The organism is Vibrio sonorensis (assembly GCF_001854765.1).
Lineage (GTDB): Bacteria > Pseudomonadota > Gammaproteobacteria > Enterobacterales > Vibrionaceae > Vibrio > Vibrio sonorensis.
Genome location: NZ_LJJE01000108.1, coordinates 20,188 through 33,526, shown reverse-complemented (window position 1 = coordinate 33,526; position 13,339 = coordinate 20,188). Strand labels below are relative to the sequence as shown.

At 45.2% G+C, this 13,339-nt stretch carries 14 protein-coding genes and 1 pseudogene; 4 read left to right on the top strand and 11 right to left on the bottom strand.

Annotated features, from left to right (window positions below):
* Positions 1 to 13: 13 nt before the first annotated feature.
* The 9 genes and pseudogenes from nqrM to bolA form a co-directional block, all read right to left on the bottom strand.
* Entirely contained in the window at positions 14 to 268 is a 255-nt protein-coding gene (gene nqrM / locus BLO31_RS19480) for a (Na+)-NQR maturation NqrM (RefSeq protein WP_070970749.1), read from the bottom strand.
* A gap of 24 nt (positions 269 to 292) precedes the next feature.
* Complete coding sequence (locus BLO31_RS19475) at positions 293 to 1,294, bottom strand: FAD:protein FMN transferase (protein ID WP_070970747.1); 1,002 nt, start codon at positions 1,292 to 1,294, stop codon at positions 293 to 295.
* A 123-nt stretch (positions 1,295 to 1,417) separates the two neighbouring features.
* Entirely contained in the window at positions 1,418 to 2,641 is a 1,224-nt protein-coding gene (gene nqrF / locus BLO31_RS19470; protein WP_070970744.1) for an NADH:ubiquinone reductase (Na(+)-transporting) subunit F, read from the bottom strand.
* Between the two features lie 35 nt (positions 2,642 to 2,676).
* A complete protein-coding gene (nqrE, locus tag BLO31_RS19465; RefSeq protein ID WP_070970741.1) occupies positions 2,677 to 3,273 on the bottom strand; it encodes an NADH:ubiquinone reductase (Na(+)-transporting) subunit E in 597 nt (198 codons plus the stop codon).
* Positions 3,274 to 3,279: 6 nt separating this feature from the next.
* Positions 3,280 to 3,911 (bottom strand): annotated as a pseudogene (locus BLO31_RS19460) (NADH:ubiquinone reductase (Na(+)-transporting) subunit D).
* Positions 3,911 to 4,681, bottom strand: coding sequence for a Na(+)-translocating NADH-quinone reductase subunit C (locus BLO31_RS19455; RefSeq protein ID WP_070970738.1), 771 nt, complete (start codon positions 4,679 to 4,681; stop codon positions 3,911 to 3,913). The pseudogene BLO31_RS19460 and the gene BLO31_RS19455 overlap by 1 nt, the downstream one beginning before the upstream one ends.
* Complete coding sequence (locus BLO31_RS19450) at positions 4,671 to 5,915, bottom strand: NADH:ubiquinone reductase (Na(+)-transporting) subunit B (RefSeq protein ID WP_070970737.1); 1,245 nt, start codon at positions 5,913 to 5,915, stop codon at positions 4,671 to 4,673. The genes BLO31_RS19455 and BLO31_RS19450 overlap by 11 nt, the downstream gene beginning before the upstream one ends.
* Before the next feature lie 5 nt (positions 5,916 to 5,920).
* A complete protein-coding gene (locus tag BLO31_RS19445; RefSeq protein WP_070970734.1) occupies positions 5,921 to 7,261 on the bottom strand; it encodes a Na(+)-translocating NADH-quinone reductase subunit A in 1,341 nt (446 codons plus the stop codon).
* Between the two features lie 474 nt (positions 7,262 to 7,735).
* On the bottom strand, positions 7,736 to 8,047 hold the full coding sequence (bolA, locus tag BLO31_RS19440; protein WP_070970731.1) for a transcriptional regulator BolA: 312 nt from the start codon (positions 8,045 to 8,047) through the stop codon (positions 7,736 to 7,738).
* A 149-nt stretch (positions 8,048 to 8,196) separates the two neighbouring features.
* Here bolA and BLO31_RS19435 point away from each other — a divergent pair, with 149 nt between their 5' ends.
* The 4 genes from BLO31_RS19435 (at position 8,197) to BLO31_RS19420 (ending at position 12,015) form a co-directional block, all read left to right on the top strand.
* The gene (locus tag BLO31_RS19435; protein WP_070970835.1) at positions 8,197 to 9,327 is read left to right on the top strand and encodes a methyltransferase; all 1,131 of its coding nucleotides are present in this window, start codon (positions 8,197 to 8,199) and stop codon (positions 9,325 to 9,327) included.
* Positions 9,328 to 9,467: 140 nt separating this feature from the next.
* Positions 9,468 to 10,037 (top strand): YajG family lipoprotein, encoded by a 570-nt coding sequence (locus tag BLO31_RS19430; protein ID WP_070970729.1) that lies wholly within the window; start codon positions 9,468 to 9,470, stop codon positions 10,035 to 10,037.
* Complete coding sequence (locus tag BLO31_RS19425; protein ID WP_070970725.1) at positions 10,037 to 10,582, top strand: peptidylprolyl isomerase; 546 nt, start codon at positions 10,037 to 10,039, stop codon at positions 10,580 to 10,582. Before BLO31_RS19430 ends, BLO31_RS19425 begins: the two co-directional genes overlap by 1 nt.
* Positions 10,583 to 10,635: 53 nt before the next feature.
* Positions 10,636 to 12,015: an AmpG family muropeptide MFS transporter gene (locus BLO31_RS19420; protein ID WP_070970722.1), complete on the top strand. Its 1,380-nt coding sequence runs from the start codon at positions 10,636 to 10,638 to the stop codon at positions 12,013 to 12,015.
* Between the two features lie 62 nt (positions 12,016 to 12,077).
* On the opposite strand, the gene BLO31_RS19415 is transcribed toward BLO31_RS19420, so the two are convergent.
* Positions 12,078 to 12,746, bottom strand: coding sequence for a ChrR family anti-sigma-E factor (locus BLO31_RS19415; protein WP_070970720.1), 669 nt, complete (start codon positions 12,744 to 12,746; stop codon positions 12,078 to 12,080).
* Positions 12,743 to 13,327 carry a sigma-70 family RNA polymerase sigma factor gene (locus BLO31_RS19410; RefSeq protein WP_070970717.1) on the bottom strand — a complete coding sequence of 195 codons (585 nt, stop codon included), beginning with the start codon at positions 13,325 to 13,327 and terminating at the stop codon, positions 12,743 to 12,745. Before BLO31_RS19410 ends, BLO31_RS19415 begins: the two co-directional genes overlap by 4 nt.
* Positions 13,328 to 13,339: the final 12 nt, after the last annotated feature.

Genomic DNA, 13,339 nt, shown 5'->3' with positions numbered 1-13,339 from the left:
ATTCCGTTTGCGATTAAGCAATTCGATCTTTTTCCCAAGATTCGAGTTTCTTCTCACGAGCAGCAAGTTTTTCAGCCCTAACGGCTTCTCTCGCTTCCCGTTTTTTACGGGCATCACAAGGTTCTGGGCAGTTACACACTTTATCGATACCAACGGCACCAAGTCCACCACAGCTGCCTTTAACCACCTTTTTCTGGAAGATATAACCCACTGCCATCATGGTGATAACAGAAAGGAACAGTCCAAATGTGATAATAAATTCATTCATACGACACGCTCACTTTACTTTGAATTATTTTAGAAATGGCTTAAATGCTTCGGACGCCATTTCTACGAATCCTTGATCCGTTTTTACAATCATCAGGGCTGCAATATTATTATCATTAGCGACTTGCATACCCTTGACTTCGCCTAACACCATTAGACCTGTTGATAAGCCATCTGCTGTCATGGAAGATTTATCTAAAACCGTCACTGACACCACCTTATGAGTGATCGGTTTACCCGTTTCTGGGTTAATTATATGTGAATATCTTACACCATTTTTTTCAAAATAGTTGCGATAATCCCCCGAAGTTGCCACAGCCATATCACCGGGCTCGATAATATGCTGGATACTGCGCTCCCCAGCGGTCGGTTTCTCAACAGCGATACGCCAACCGACCCCTTCGCGATTAACGCCTTGCAATCGGATTTCACCTCCGACTTCGACCATATAGTTTTCCACACCGACCGAAGTGAGATAGTCAGCGACTACGTCAACGCCCCACCCTTTAGCGATCGTCGAAAGATCCACGTACAAATCAGGGTTGGTTTTAATTAGCTGGTTGTTTTGAACTGAAAGGTACTGAATACCAACTTTTGCTCGACGCTCTGCCAGTTCCTGTTCAGTAGGGACCACTTCCGGTCGAGCTTCTGGGCCAAAACCCCATAAGTTAACCAAAGGACCTACCGTGACATCTAACGCGCCAAGCGTAACCTCATTAAGGCGAATCGCCTCTTTAACAACGGTTGCCGTTCTCGAAGAGACGTCAAAGCCATCGCTACCGTGATACTGGTTAAAGCGGCTCAATTCAGAAGTTTTGCGATAAGTAGACATATCGTCGTTCACTTGCTCAAGTAGTTTGTCTACTTCTACCTGAAGCTCTTCTGGTGTGGGAATAGTGTCTGACTCAAGGTATTTAATGTTGTAACTAGTCCCCATCGTTGGGCCACTAATATGAACTTGTTGAACAGACTTCTCACAGCCAGCTAAAGCGATAACAGACGCGATTACGACAAGCCAAATTCTCACTTGTGAATTCCTTATTATGTTCAATTATTAAAGGGAAATAGTCATCGAATAACCATTTGCCTTTAGCAACAAAAAACAATGGCTGACTCAGATGAGTCAGCCACTTTTCTTATTCAGAGGTCATTAACCACCGAAGTCATCGAGAAGGATGTTTTCATCCTCAACACCAAGATCCTTCAGCATGCCAATAACCGCTGCGTTCATCATTGGTGGACCACACATGTAGTACTCACAATCTTCAGGCGCATCGTGATCCTTCAGATAGTTTTCGTACAGTACGTTGTGGATGAAGCCAGTGTAACCATCCCAATTGTCTTCAGGCATTGGGTCAGACAGCGCACAGTGCCATACGAAGTTGTCGTTTTCTGCTTGTAGGCCGTCGAAATCCTCTACGTAGAACATTTCGCGTTTAGAACGAGCACCGTACCAGAATGACATCTTACGAGAAGACTTAAGACGCTTGAGCTGGTCGAAGATGTGTGAACGCATTGGAGCCATACCAGCACCACCGCCCACGAAGACCATCTCGTTGTCTGTATCTTTCGCGAAGAACTCACCAAATGGACCAGAAATAGTACACTTGTCGCCCTCTTTAAGAGACCAGATAAACGAAGACATGATACCAGGTGGTACATCAGGATTATTAGGCGGCGGCGTAGCGATACGCACGTTAAGCATAATAATGCCTTCTTCTTCAGGGTAGTTAGCCATTGAGTAGGCGCGGATTGTCTCTTCGCTTACCTTAGACTCGTAGCGGAACAAGTTAAACTTGTCCCAATCTTCGCGATACTCTTCAGGAATATCGTAGTCTGCGTATTTCACGTGGTGAGCAGGCGCTTCGATCTGGATGTAACCACCCGCACGGAAAGGTACGGATTCGCCATCAGGGATCTGTAGCTTAAGCTCTTTGATGAATGTCGCTTTGTTATCGTTAGAGATAACTGAACATTCCCACTTTTTAACACCGAAGATTTCTTCAGGAAGTTCGATATCCATGTCGGTTTTCATTGCAACCTGACACGCAAGGCGTTCGCCTTCGCGAGCTTCACCTTTAGTGATATGGTCAAGCTCGGTAGGTAGGATATCACCACCACCTGATTTAACTTTTACACGACACTGACCACATGAGCCACCGCCACCACAAGCAGAAGAAACGAATACGCCAGCGCCAGCAAGAGCCCCCAGCAGTTTACTACCTGGTTGTGTAACGATCGCCAAAGAAGGGTCATCGTTTACAGAAATTGTAATGTCACCTGTTGGTACAAGCTTAGACTTAGCGAATAAAATCACTAAAACTAGTGCGAGTACAATCAGAGTAAACATCACTACACCAAGAATAATGTCCATTGACTATTTTCCTTAATTGTTGCGGTTTACCCGACTTACAGTTGAACACCAGAGAAAGACATAAAGCCTAACGCCATCAAACCTACAGTGATAAAGGTGATACCTAAACCACGTAAACCCGGAGGTACATCAGAATACTTCATCTTCTCACGAATACCTGCAAGTGCAACGATTGCTAGCATCCAACCTACACCTGAGCCGAAACCGTAAACGACTGACTCAGCGAAGTTGTAGTCACGCTGTACCATGAATGATACACCACCAAAGATGGCACAGTTTACCGTGATAAGCGGCAGGAAGATGCCCAGTGCGTTGTACAGAGGTGGGAAGAAGCGGTCAAGAATCATCTCTAGGATCTGTACAAGTGCAGCAATTACACCGATAAAGGTAATGAAGTTAAGGAAGCTAAGATCAACCCCTTGAACCAATGCGTTCTCTTTCAAGATTAGGTTGTAAAGCAAGTTGTTCACTGGCACTGCTACTGTCAGTACGAAAACAACTGCTACACCTAAGCCAAAAGAAGTCTTAACTTTCTTAGATACGGCAAGGAAAGTACACATACCTAAGAAGAAAGAAAGCGCTAGGTTTTCGATAAAGATCGATTTAACTAATAAGCTAATATAATGTTCCATGACGCCTTACTCCTTCGCTTCAATCTGCTCTGGTTTCGCAATGCGAATCGCCCAGATCAGGAAACCAATTAGGAAGAATGCAGATGGCGCTAGAAGCATCAAGCCGTTTGGCTGATACCAACCGCCATTGCTCACTAGAGGTAGTACTTCCATACCAAACAGTTTGCCTGAGCCAAACAGTTCGCGGAAGAAACCAACAGTGATAAGGACAAAACCGTAACCCAGACCGTTACCAATACCGTCAATCAACGATGGGAAAGGTGCAGACTTCATAGCAAAAGCTTCTGCTCGACCCATTACGATACAGTTAGTGATGATAAGACCTACGAATACGGACAACTGCTTAGAGATGTCGTACAAGTACGCTTTCAGCACCTGGTCAACCACGATTACCAGTGATGCAATGATCGCCATCTGAACGATGATACGCACACTGTTTGGAATGTGGTTACGAATCAGAGAAACAAACAAGTTGGAGAATGCCGTTACGAACACAACCGCAATCGTCATTACAAATGCTGTTTCTAGTTTGGTTGTTACTGCCAATGCAGAACATACGCCAAGAACCTGAAGGGCAATCGGGTTGTTATCCAACACCGGTGCATAATGCTCTTTTTAATGTTTTGTGCGCTAGACATTAGTTCAGACCTCCGTCACGAACTTTTGCTAGGAATGGACCAAAGCCCATATCGCCTAACCAGAAGTCAAATGTACCTTGAACACCGTTACCAGTTAGTGTCGCGCCAGAGAGGCCATCAACACCGTGCTCAGAACCTGCTGGAGCACCACCTTTAACGATTTTGATTGCTGGCTTGTAGTTTTCATCAAACAACTTTTTACCGATGAACTGGTCACGCCAGCTCGGGTTCTCAACTTCACCACCCAGTCCAGGAGTTTCACCCTGTTCGTAGTAAGTGATGCCAGAAACGGTATTGCCATCGGTTTCAACCGCAACAAACGCGTACATCATTGACCATAAACCAGTACCGTGAACAGGAAGGATAAGTTTAGAAACTTCGTTTCCTTCTTTCACTAAGTAAACTACGCCAGTATTAGCACGGCGCAAGATCTTACCTGGGTCTTGGTCACCAGTCAGTTTGATCGACTGAGACGGATCTTTCGCTGCTTTGCGTTGGTCGTATGCTGCCGCATCACCGTCGATGAAGTCACCCGTATCAAAATCCACTAGGCGAGGTTCAATAAACTCAGCATAGAGTTCAGGCACCTTTTTGCCCTGAGCGTCAATACCAGCTACTTCGATGATTTTGGTTTGCTTATCTAAAACCGCATTGGCTTTCTGCTTATCACGCAGACCTACCGCTGCTGTTGATACGACGATCGAACACACCAAGCTCAGACCGACAACAACACCCAGCGTCTTTTTGATAGTATCGTTATTATTTGCCATAACGTGCTAGTCTCCGCTTGATGTTCTTCTCAACAACCACATGGTCAAACAGTGGTGCAAATAGGTTCGCGAATAGAATCGCCAGCATCATACCCTCTGGGTAAGCTGGGTTAACAACGCGAATTAGCACACACATCACACCGATTAGGATGCCGTACCACCATTTACCTGAGTTAGTAAATGATGCAGATACAGGGTCAGTTGCCATAAAGAACATACCAAAGGCAAAACCACCGAGTACCAAGTGCCAGTGCCATGGCATGCTGAACAGTGCATTAGTTTCAGAACCAATGACATTGAACAGAGTCGCCATTACGACCATACCAATCATGACACCTGCTATGATTCTCCACGATGCAATACGCATGTAGACAATCAAGGCTGCACCGATCAACAGCATCAGAGTCGATACTTCACCGATTGAACCAGGAATGTTACCGATGAACGCGTCCATCCAAGTGATCGTTTCGCCTGTTACGTTGTTGATCAACGCACCAGCACCGCCTTGAGCCCACTGACTAAGAGCAGTCGCACCAGAGAAACCATCCGCTGCAGTCCAGACCAAATCACCTGAGATTTGCGCTGGGTATGCAAAGAATAGGAACGCACGACCTGCTAGAGCAGGGTTAAGGAAGTTACGACCAGTACCACCAAAGATCTCTTTTGCTACAACCACACCAAAGGTAATACCCAGAGCGGCTTGCCAAAGTGGTAGTGTCGGTGGAACGATCAAGGCAAACAGGATAGAAGTAACAAAGAAACCTTCGTTAACTTCGTGTTTGCGCACGATACAGAACAGAACCTCCCAGAAACCACCAACGATAAAGACCGTTGCGTAGATTGGTAGGAAGTAAGTAGCACCAAGCAGCATCTTGCTGCCCCATCCAGCTTCAGGACTCAGCGTGCCGCCAAGCATTTCCGTTAGCCAATAGTGCCAGTTGCCGGCAATAACTGCCGCTAATTGGTCGCCCGCATACATGTGGTTTAGGGCTGCAACAGCCTGACCACCAGCGTTGTACATACCCCAGAAGATAGCTGGGAATGTCGCAAACCACACCATGATCATGATGCGCTTCAAATCAACACTGTCACGAACGTGAGAGCTTTTCTTAGTAATCAAACCTGGAGTATAGAAAACTGTGGCTACAGCTTCGTACAGGGCAAACCACTTCTCGTGTTTACCGCCAGGCTCAAAATGATGCTCGATATCTTCAAGAAACTTTTTTAAGGCCATTGAACTTACCCTTCTTTCTCAATCGTATCTAGGCATTCACGCAGCAATTCGCCGTATTCGTATTTACCAGGACATACAAAGGTACACAACGCTAAGTCTTCTTCGTCCAGTTCAAGTGCACCAAGTGCTTGAGCACTATCGGTATCACCTGCACATAGATCGCGAAGTAGCAGTGTAGGTTCCATATCTAGTGGCATCACACGTTCGTAGTTGCCGATTGGAACCATTGAGCGGTCACTACCGTTAGTCGTCGTCGTCATGTTAAACAATTGACCACTAAACAGGTGACCCAAGAAAGAGCGAGTTACAGAGAACTTATTCTTACCAGGCATAGCCCAGCCAAACAGTTCTTTATCACGACCTTCGCGCAGAACAGAAGCCTGCAGGTGGTAACGGCCTAGATAAGCGTGAGGGCCAGAAGCTTGCGTACCAGTCAGAACTGAGCCAGAAATTACGCGTACTTCACCTGGCATCAACTCGTTATCCGTAACATCATCTAGACTAGCACCTAGCGTTGTACGAACTAAACGAGGATTGTTTACCACTGGACCTGCAAGAGAAATAACTCGATCAGTGTAAAGTTCACCAGTCAGGAACAACTTACCGAATGCGATAACGTCCTGATAGTTTATGCTCCAAGCCACATTTTCAGCATTTACTGGGTAAAGAAAATGCATGTGAGTTCCTGCAAGGCCTGCAGGGTGTGGGCCATCGAAAACATGCTCTTCAACATTAGATTGCTCGCTACGAGGTAGACTAGAGCCAGACTTACAAACGTAAACTTTACCTTCTGTAAGTGTTGAAAGAACATCCAAACCAGCGACAAAGGCTTCCGCTTGCTCATTGATGATCAATTCAGGCTGAGCTGCCAATGGATTAGTATCCATAGCTGTCACAAAAATTGCCTGAGTAGAAGACTCAATTGCTGGAACCTTGCTGAACGGACGAGTACGCAAAGCAGTCCAAAGACCAGAATCTACCAGTTGCTTTTTCACAACTTCTGTTTCTAGGTTGGCCAATTGGCCGGCTTCGAACTTGTCGAATGTCACCTGCTCATCGCCTGCCACTTCAATCACTACAGATTGGAGGACACGCTTTGCGCCACGGTTAACTTCGATCACTTTACCGCTTGCTGGAGAAGTAAACTTCACACCAGGATTCTTCTTATCTTCAAAAAGAACTTGAGCTTTCTTTACTTCATCACCTACGCGGACATGCATGGTTGGACGCATGCCAACGTACTCTTCGCCAAGCAAGGCGACTTTATTGATGGTTTTACCATCATTAATCACCTGGGTAGGAGCTCCTGCGATAGGAAGATCCAAACCCTTCTTTATTGTAATCATACGCACTTGCACTACTTTTATCGGGAAAAAGATTCTTTAATTGCGTAACTTTTAGACACGACATGAGTGTCCGGTTTTGGCACCGTGTAAAACGCCAAAATCGCAACATCCTATTAAAAATCTCGTCACATACGTTAGCGAGATTTATCAGGTGCGATAGTCTATCATCTTTTGTGAATGTGATGCCATGACCAAAAGGGGTATATGTGCTGATAAATTCTACGTTTTAAGGCCAAAAGGTCACTTTATGCTCATAAGTTTGACCCATCGCACAATACCAAACTACCCGTCTCGACTAGGTAGAAAACTTTCATTCACAAGATGAAACAAAACAATATAAAAACATTTATCTATCCATATGTTTTTATATTGTTAATGTTACTAGCCACCTCAAAAATTGTGATTTAGAGGTCTTGGTGGGTTCGCACCCTACCTCCAAATTAAAGACGAAAAAAGCAGCTTTCGCTGCTTTTTTTAGGATTTTCCACCACCGAGACACATTGGGCTATCGGGGGCTGTATTATTTTTTTCCTGCCACTCTTGGTCGGTAAAAGTATGCATCGACAAGGCGTGAATACTTCCGGCGAGCTCCTCGGCCAGTAAGCCATTGACCAATCGATGCCGGGCTATTAACCTCAAACCTTCAAATTTTTTGCTGACAATCACGAGTTTAAAGTGACTTTCGCTGCCTGCCGGAACGTTGTGCATATAGCTTTCATTTAGCACTTCTAAATACGACGGCTCAAACTCTTGTTGTAATTTTTGTTCTAAAATTGCCTGTAGCATGGTACTCCCCTAACTGCTTCACCATCAGTCGAACGCTCGACAGTGTACCCTAATACTAATAATACGTAAGAGAGAACAAAAGGTTTTAGTTTCCCTTGAATTCTACTTCTGCGACAATTTGCCCAAACACCAAGCAACACTTTGAAAAAATGAAAACTGAGCTCACTGTTAACGAACGTTCTCTCACTCTTTGTCGCTTTCCCAAACGCAGTAACGAAACGCTGCAAGCTTGGGATGCTGGCGATGAATATTTGATAAACCACGTCGAGTCGATGGGCTTAGATAAGGGACAACACATACTCATTATCAACGATAGCTTTGGCGCTTTGTCATGCTATTTTTCCCCTTATCACCAAGTGACAATGATGAGTGACTCATTCATTTCCCAACAGGGTGCAAAGGCCAACCTAAAACAGAATCAATCTAAGAGTATTGAGTTTCTTACCACTATGGATGAACTCCCGTCCAAGGTTGACTTAGTTTTGCTGCAACTTCCCAAAAGCAATCGACATCTAACTTGGATACTCACCCAGTTAAGACAAGGGCTCAATGCTAATGTTCCAATTATTGCCGTTAACAAAGCCAAAGAGATCCACACTTCGACACTTAAGCTTTTTGAGCAATACTTAGGGGCGACAACCACATCATTAGCTTGGAAAAAGCACCGATTGGTATTTAGTTGTGCCAACCAGACCGCACCAAAACAGGCAGAGATTTATTCAGAGTGGGCCGTTGACAAACAGAACTACTCACTCAAGAACCGAGCGAACGTCTACTCAGGCGACAGCTTAGATTTGGGCGCTCGATTCATTCTGGAGCACTTACCTCAAGATCCGACCCTATCAGATTTTATTGATCTGGGCTGTGGCAATGGTGTGCTGTCGATAAAAATGGGACAACTCAACCCCCAAGCTCATATCACATGTGTTGACGAAAGCTTTATGGCGGTCCAGTCAGCAAAAGAAAACCTAATCGCAGCGCTCGGCGATAAAAGAAAAATCGCTTGTGTGGCGAACAACTGCTTAGATGGCTTTCAAGCCGAAACCAGTAGTATGGTGATATGCAATCCCCCCTTTCATCAACAGCAAGCGATTACTGACCACATCGCGTGGCAGATGTTCTGTGATGCAAAGCATGTTCTTAAACAAGGGGGAAAATTATTGGTGATCGGTAACCGTCACCTCGGCTACGATGTGAAATTGGTTCGGTTGTTTGGTAAGACTCAGGTAAAAAAAGTCGCCCAAAACAAGAAATTTGTTATTTTACAAGCCACTAAATAGTTAACTATTGTTCTGTATAGTACTTAACTATTGTGTCGGATAATGTTTAACTATATCTAACTGAAAAAAGACTATCTGAGCGGCGACCTATACTTTGGCTCAGGTTCCTCGAAACGAGAGTAATAATTAAGGAAGTTACCATGAAAAAACTGGTTCTCGCAGCGTCCGTAGCACTTTTGGCTGCTTGTTCAGCTCCTCAGCAAGAACAAATTAACTTAACGCCGAAATCGGTTCTTAGTAATAATGACCTAGTGCAAGGTTCGACGTTTACTTTAACCAGTAAAGATGTTCGCTCTGCACAGTATGTTGCCTTAATCGACAGTGGTCGTTCAAACATCGAACCGATCCACGCGAAACAGAATGTACGCATTACCGTTGAAAATGCACTGGTTGAACTTTTCCAATCTCAAGGCTTCCGCAGTACGGTAAACAGCGATAACTCGATCGTTATTGAAGTTCAAGAAGCTTTGGTGACCGTTAAACACTCGGTAATGGAAAACAAAATGGATGCGAGTGTCGTCATCGAAATCACCGCAGAAACACCAAAAGGTAAGTTGGTCAAAACATACAACGGCGTGGCAAAACGCAGCGGTCTATTAAGTGCCTCTAATGACGAGATCGAGCAAGTACTGAACGACGTTGTTAACCTCGTTTTCCAAGAAGTGGCTAACGACCGAGAACTACAGTCGTACATGCAGGAGCGCTTCTAATGAAAAAAACACTGTTTGCTGTACTGGCTTTAGTCAGTCAGCTCGCCTTTGCTGGCCCAACAGTGATGTTTGAAACCAACTTGGGGCCTTTTGTTGTAGAACTCAATCAAGAAAAGGCACCAGTGACGGTGAAAAACTTTCTTCGTTACGTCGAAGATGGGAGCTACAAGGGCTCTGTATTTCATCGCGTGATCCCTGGTTTTATGGCGCAAGGCGGAGGTTTCACTCCTGAAATGGAACGCATCGATACCTACGCGCCAATTGAAAACGAAGCGGCTAACGGATTGAAAAATGAAGTTGGCTCTATCGCTATGGCGCGTACAAACGATCCAAACTCGGCTACTCGCCAATTTTTTATCAACTACAAAGACAACAACTTTTTAGACTATGCCAATCGACCACCAGGTTACGCGGTTTTTGGCAAAGTGGTAAAAGGCTTTGAAGTAGTCGAAGAGATGGCGACAAAACCCACGGGACGCAAAAATCGCTACCAAGACGTCCCCCTTGAACCTATCGTGATTACCAATGTAACCATCGTAGAATAATAAAATCGGCTCTGGCGCTTGCCGGAGCTTTTTCTTTTCAGAAGGATTTGATTATGTCATCAGACTCCTCTTCTATGTCTTGGCTAGAGACATTTCGCAGCTATTTAGACAAACGCTTGATGTGGGTATTTATGATGGGATGTGCCAGTGGTTTTCCATGGGTACTCATCGGTTCCAACATGTCGGGCTGGCTAAAAGACGCCGGACTTACCCGCGCTGCCATCGGCTATTTCGGCAGTGTATTTGCTGTCTACGCCATCAATTTCCTTTGGGCACCATTGGTCGATAGGGTGAAACTCCCCCTACTCCACGCTATGCTAGGACAAAGACGAAGCTGGATATTTTTCTGTCAGAGCATTGTGCTTGTTTGCACCTTACTCATAGCGGGTGTGGATCCGGCTAACAGTTTAATGTTCACCTCTATGCTCGCGTTGGGGATAGCGATCGCCTCTTCTACTCAGGACATCGCTATCGATGCTTATCGCATCGATACTTTCCCTAAATCTGAAGCTTCTAAACTTCCACAAGCCTCTGCCATGGCAGTGATTGGTTGGTGGACGGGCTATTCTTTACCTGGCTACTTGGCCTTTATTAACGCCGATAGCATCGGCTGGAATGGCGTCTACTACGGCATGGCAGGGATTGTTGGGATTTTAATGATTTTCACTTTGCTTATCCGCGAACCTAAAACCAAGCGAGAAGCATTGCAAAGCGCAGCAGAAAAACGACACTCAGAAGTCGTCGGCTCTCGTCTAACCGCGTGGCTTACCGTGACTCTTATAGAACCCTTCTTAGACTTCTTTAAGCGCAATGGCTTTCGAGTGGCTTTCACACTATTGCTATTCGTCTTCTTATTTAAAATTGGCGAAGCCTTCCTTGGTCGCATGTCCATCGCTTTCTACAAAGACATTGGTTTTAGTAACGAGCAAATTGGCTATTACTCTAAACTTATTGGGTGGGGACTGACTATTCTCTTTACCTTATTGGGCAGCATGGTCAATGTGAAGTTTGGTATCGTAAGAGGGCTAATGATTGGTGGTATCGCCATGGCTGCCAGTAACCTGATGTTCTCTTGGATTGCGAATGTGGGCCCAAATGAGCAACTTTTCCTAGCAACCTTGGTCGTTGACAACTTTACCTCGGCATTTTCCACCGTCGCATTTGTCTCTTTCTTGACCATGGTGACAGGACAAGCTTTTTCTGCCACCCAGTATGCCCTGCTAGCTTCGTTGGGCAACTTTGGTCGAACGACCTTAGCTTCCTTTAGTGGAGAGCTAGTCGACTACCTAAACGACTGGTCACTGTTCTTTATCATCACCGCTCTTATGGTGATCCCTAGCTTGATTATGCTCTGGTCATTGAGACACTACTTTACCGATCTACTCAATAAAGCTAAACAGCGCGATGCAGAAGAACTTAATCAAGCCGATTAAGCTGCAGAAAGCTAACATAAAAAAGGGTTGCCGTTGGCAACCCTTTTCCTTTTCATACGCCTTTACGGGTACATACCCTTGCCAAACATGTTGAAGATCCTAGCCACACCTTGGGTAAACAGCATCGGCTCGGTCAAGATTGTTAAGCACAAGCAGTCTTCGCCAGGTTTAGTGTATGGTGCGTGTTTGATAGAAGCGTCTCGTAACATATAGTCACCCGCTTCGTAATGCCCATCCTCGTCACTGAATCCGCCGTGCAGTACCAAGGTTGACTCATGTCCTTTGTGGGTATGCTGGGGAATTCGCACGTTTTCACTTATGTACAAAAGATTGACTCGTGCCTCTTCATCAATATTGATTTGAGCACTAAAGACTTTGCCACCGTAGCTTTTCCAACTACCTATGTTGTTTCTAAAACGGCTCAAGGAGACGGGAAGCACAAACTCTTTACCATTCACCTCAATGTGCTCAGGTTTGCGATGGCGAGAAAATGGTTCGTCGCTTTGCTCTAGAGAAATGATCTCATTGAACATAGCTGACATATCAATTTCTCCGCAACTGTCTGCGCTTAGTTCCATTAGCGCTTCGCCGTTTTGCGCTTCGTACTTAGCGACTAGCCCTTTACACATAGGGCAGGACTCCAAATGGGTCGCTACTGCAAAGCCGTTAACAGGATCAATCGTGCCATTGGCGTAGCGCTTTAATAACTCTTTGTCTGGATGATAGCTCATAATTGCTCCGCTTTAATGGTTGATCTTAACTTCTCTACAGCGAGTCTTAAACGCGACTTGACGGTTCCCAAAGGTATGTCATACATGTCTGCGACCTGCTGATGAGGAAGCTCCTCTAAATAAACAGCTTTAATTATCTTCTGCTGCGCATCGGGCAAAATGTCCAAGTATTTTACGACTTGCTCTTTCAACATGTCCTGTTCTGGAGAATAGTGCTCGATCATATCCGGTGGACAATAATCCGTAGGCCAAATGTCATCAGCTAACAAATGAGGTTCTTTGCCTTTCTGTTTGCGCAAGGTGTCGAAACACAGGTTTCTCGCGATGGTATAAATCCAAGTTGACAGCGAACTTTTCTCGGGATCAAACAGTGCACTTTTCTGCCATACTAGGGCCAACGTCTCTTGGACCATCTCGTTGGCCACTTGGTCGTTTGACATATGCTTAAAAACAAACTGCTTTAATCGCGGCGTGAAATGCTGAAAAATGATGGCAAAGGCTTTTGCGTCCTTTGTTTTCACTTTCTCCATGCACTCTGCCCAATCAGATCTGCCAAAATTGCTTGGGTCTACTTTAGTCATCCTTACGCCCTT

Bases quoted from the DNA above. Each gene is read 5' to 3' on its own strand.
- nqrM (WP_070970749.1), bottom strand. From the start codon at position 268: ATGAATGAATTTATTATCACATTTGGACTGTTCCTTTCTGTTATCACC.
- nqrF (WP_070970744.1), bottom strand. From the start codon at position 2,641: ATGGACATTATTCTTGGTGTAGTGATGTTTACTCTGATTGTACTCGCA.
- nqrE (WP_070970741.1), bottom strand. From the start codon at position 3,273: ATGGAACATTATATTAGCTTATTAGTTAAATCGATCTTTATCGAAAAC.
- BLO31_RS19455 (WP_070970738.1), bottom strand. From the start codon at position 4,681: ATGGCAAATAATAACGATACTATCAAAAAGACGCTGGGTGTTGTTGTC.
- BLO31_RS19450 (WP_070970737.1), bottom strand. From the start codon at position 5,915: ATGGCCTTAAAAAAGTTTCTTGAAGATATCGAGCATCATTTTGAGCCT.
- BLO31_RS19445 (WP_070970734.1), bottom strand. From the start codon at position 7,261: ATGATTACAATAAAGAAGGGTTTGGATCTTCCTATCGCAGGAGCTCCT.
- bolA (WP_070970731.1), bottom strand. From the start codon at position 8,047: ATGCTACAGGCAATTTTAGAACAAAAATTACAACAAGAGTTTGAGCCG.
- BLO31_RS19435 (WP_070970835.1), top strand. From the start codon at position 8,197: ATGAAAACTGAGCTCACTGTTAACGAACGTTCTCTCACTCTTTGTCGC.
- BLO31_RS19430 (WP_070970729.1), top strand. From the start codon at position 9,468: ATGAAAAAACTGGTTCTCGCAGCGTCCGTAGCACTTTTGGCTGCTTGT.
- BLO31_RS19425 (WP_070970725.1), top strand. From the start codon at position 10,037: ATGAAAAAAACACTGTTTGCTGTACTGGCTTTAGTCAGTCAGCTCGCC.
- BLO31_RS19420 (WP_070970722.1), top strand. From the start codon at position 10,636: ATGTCATCAGACTCCTCTTCTATGTCTTGGCTAGAGACATTTCGCAGC.
- BLO31_RS19415 (WP_070970720.1), bottom strand. From the start codon at position 12,746: ATGAGCTATCATCCAGACAAAGAGTTATTAAAGCGCTACGCCAATGGC.
- BLO31_RS19410 (WP_070970717.1), bottom strand. From the start codon at position 13,327: ATGACTAAAGTAGACCCAAGCAATTTTGGCAGATCTGATTGGGCAGAG.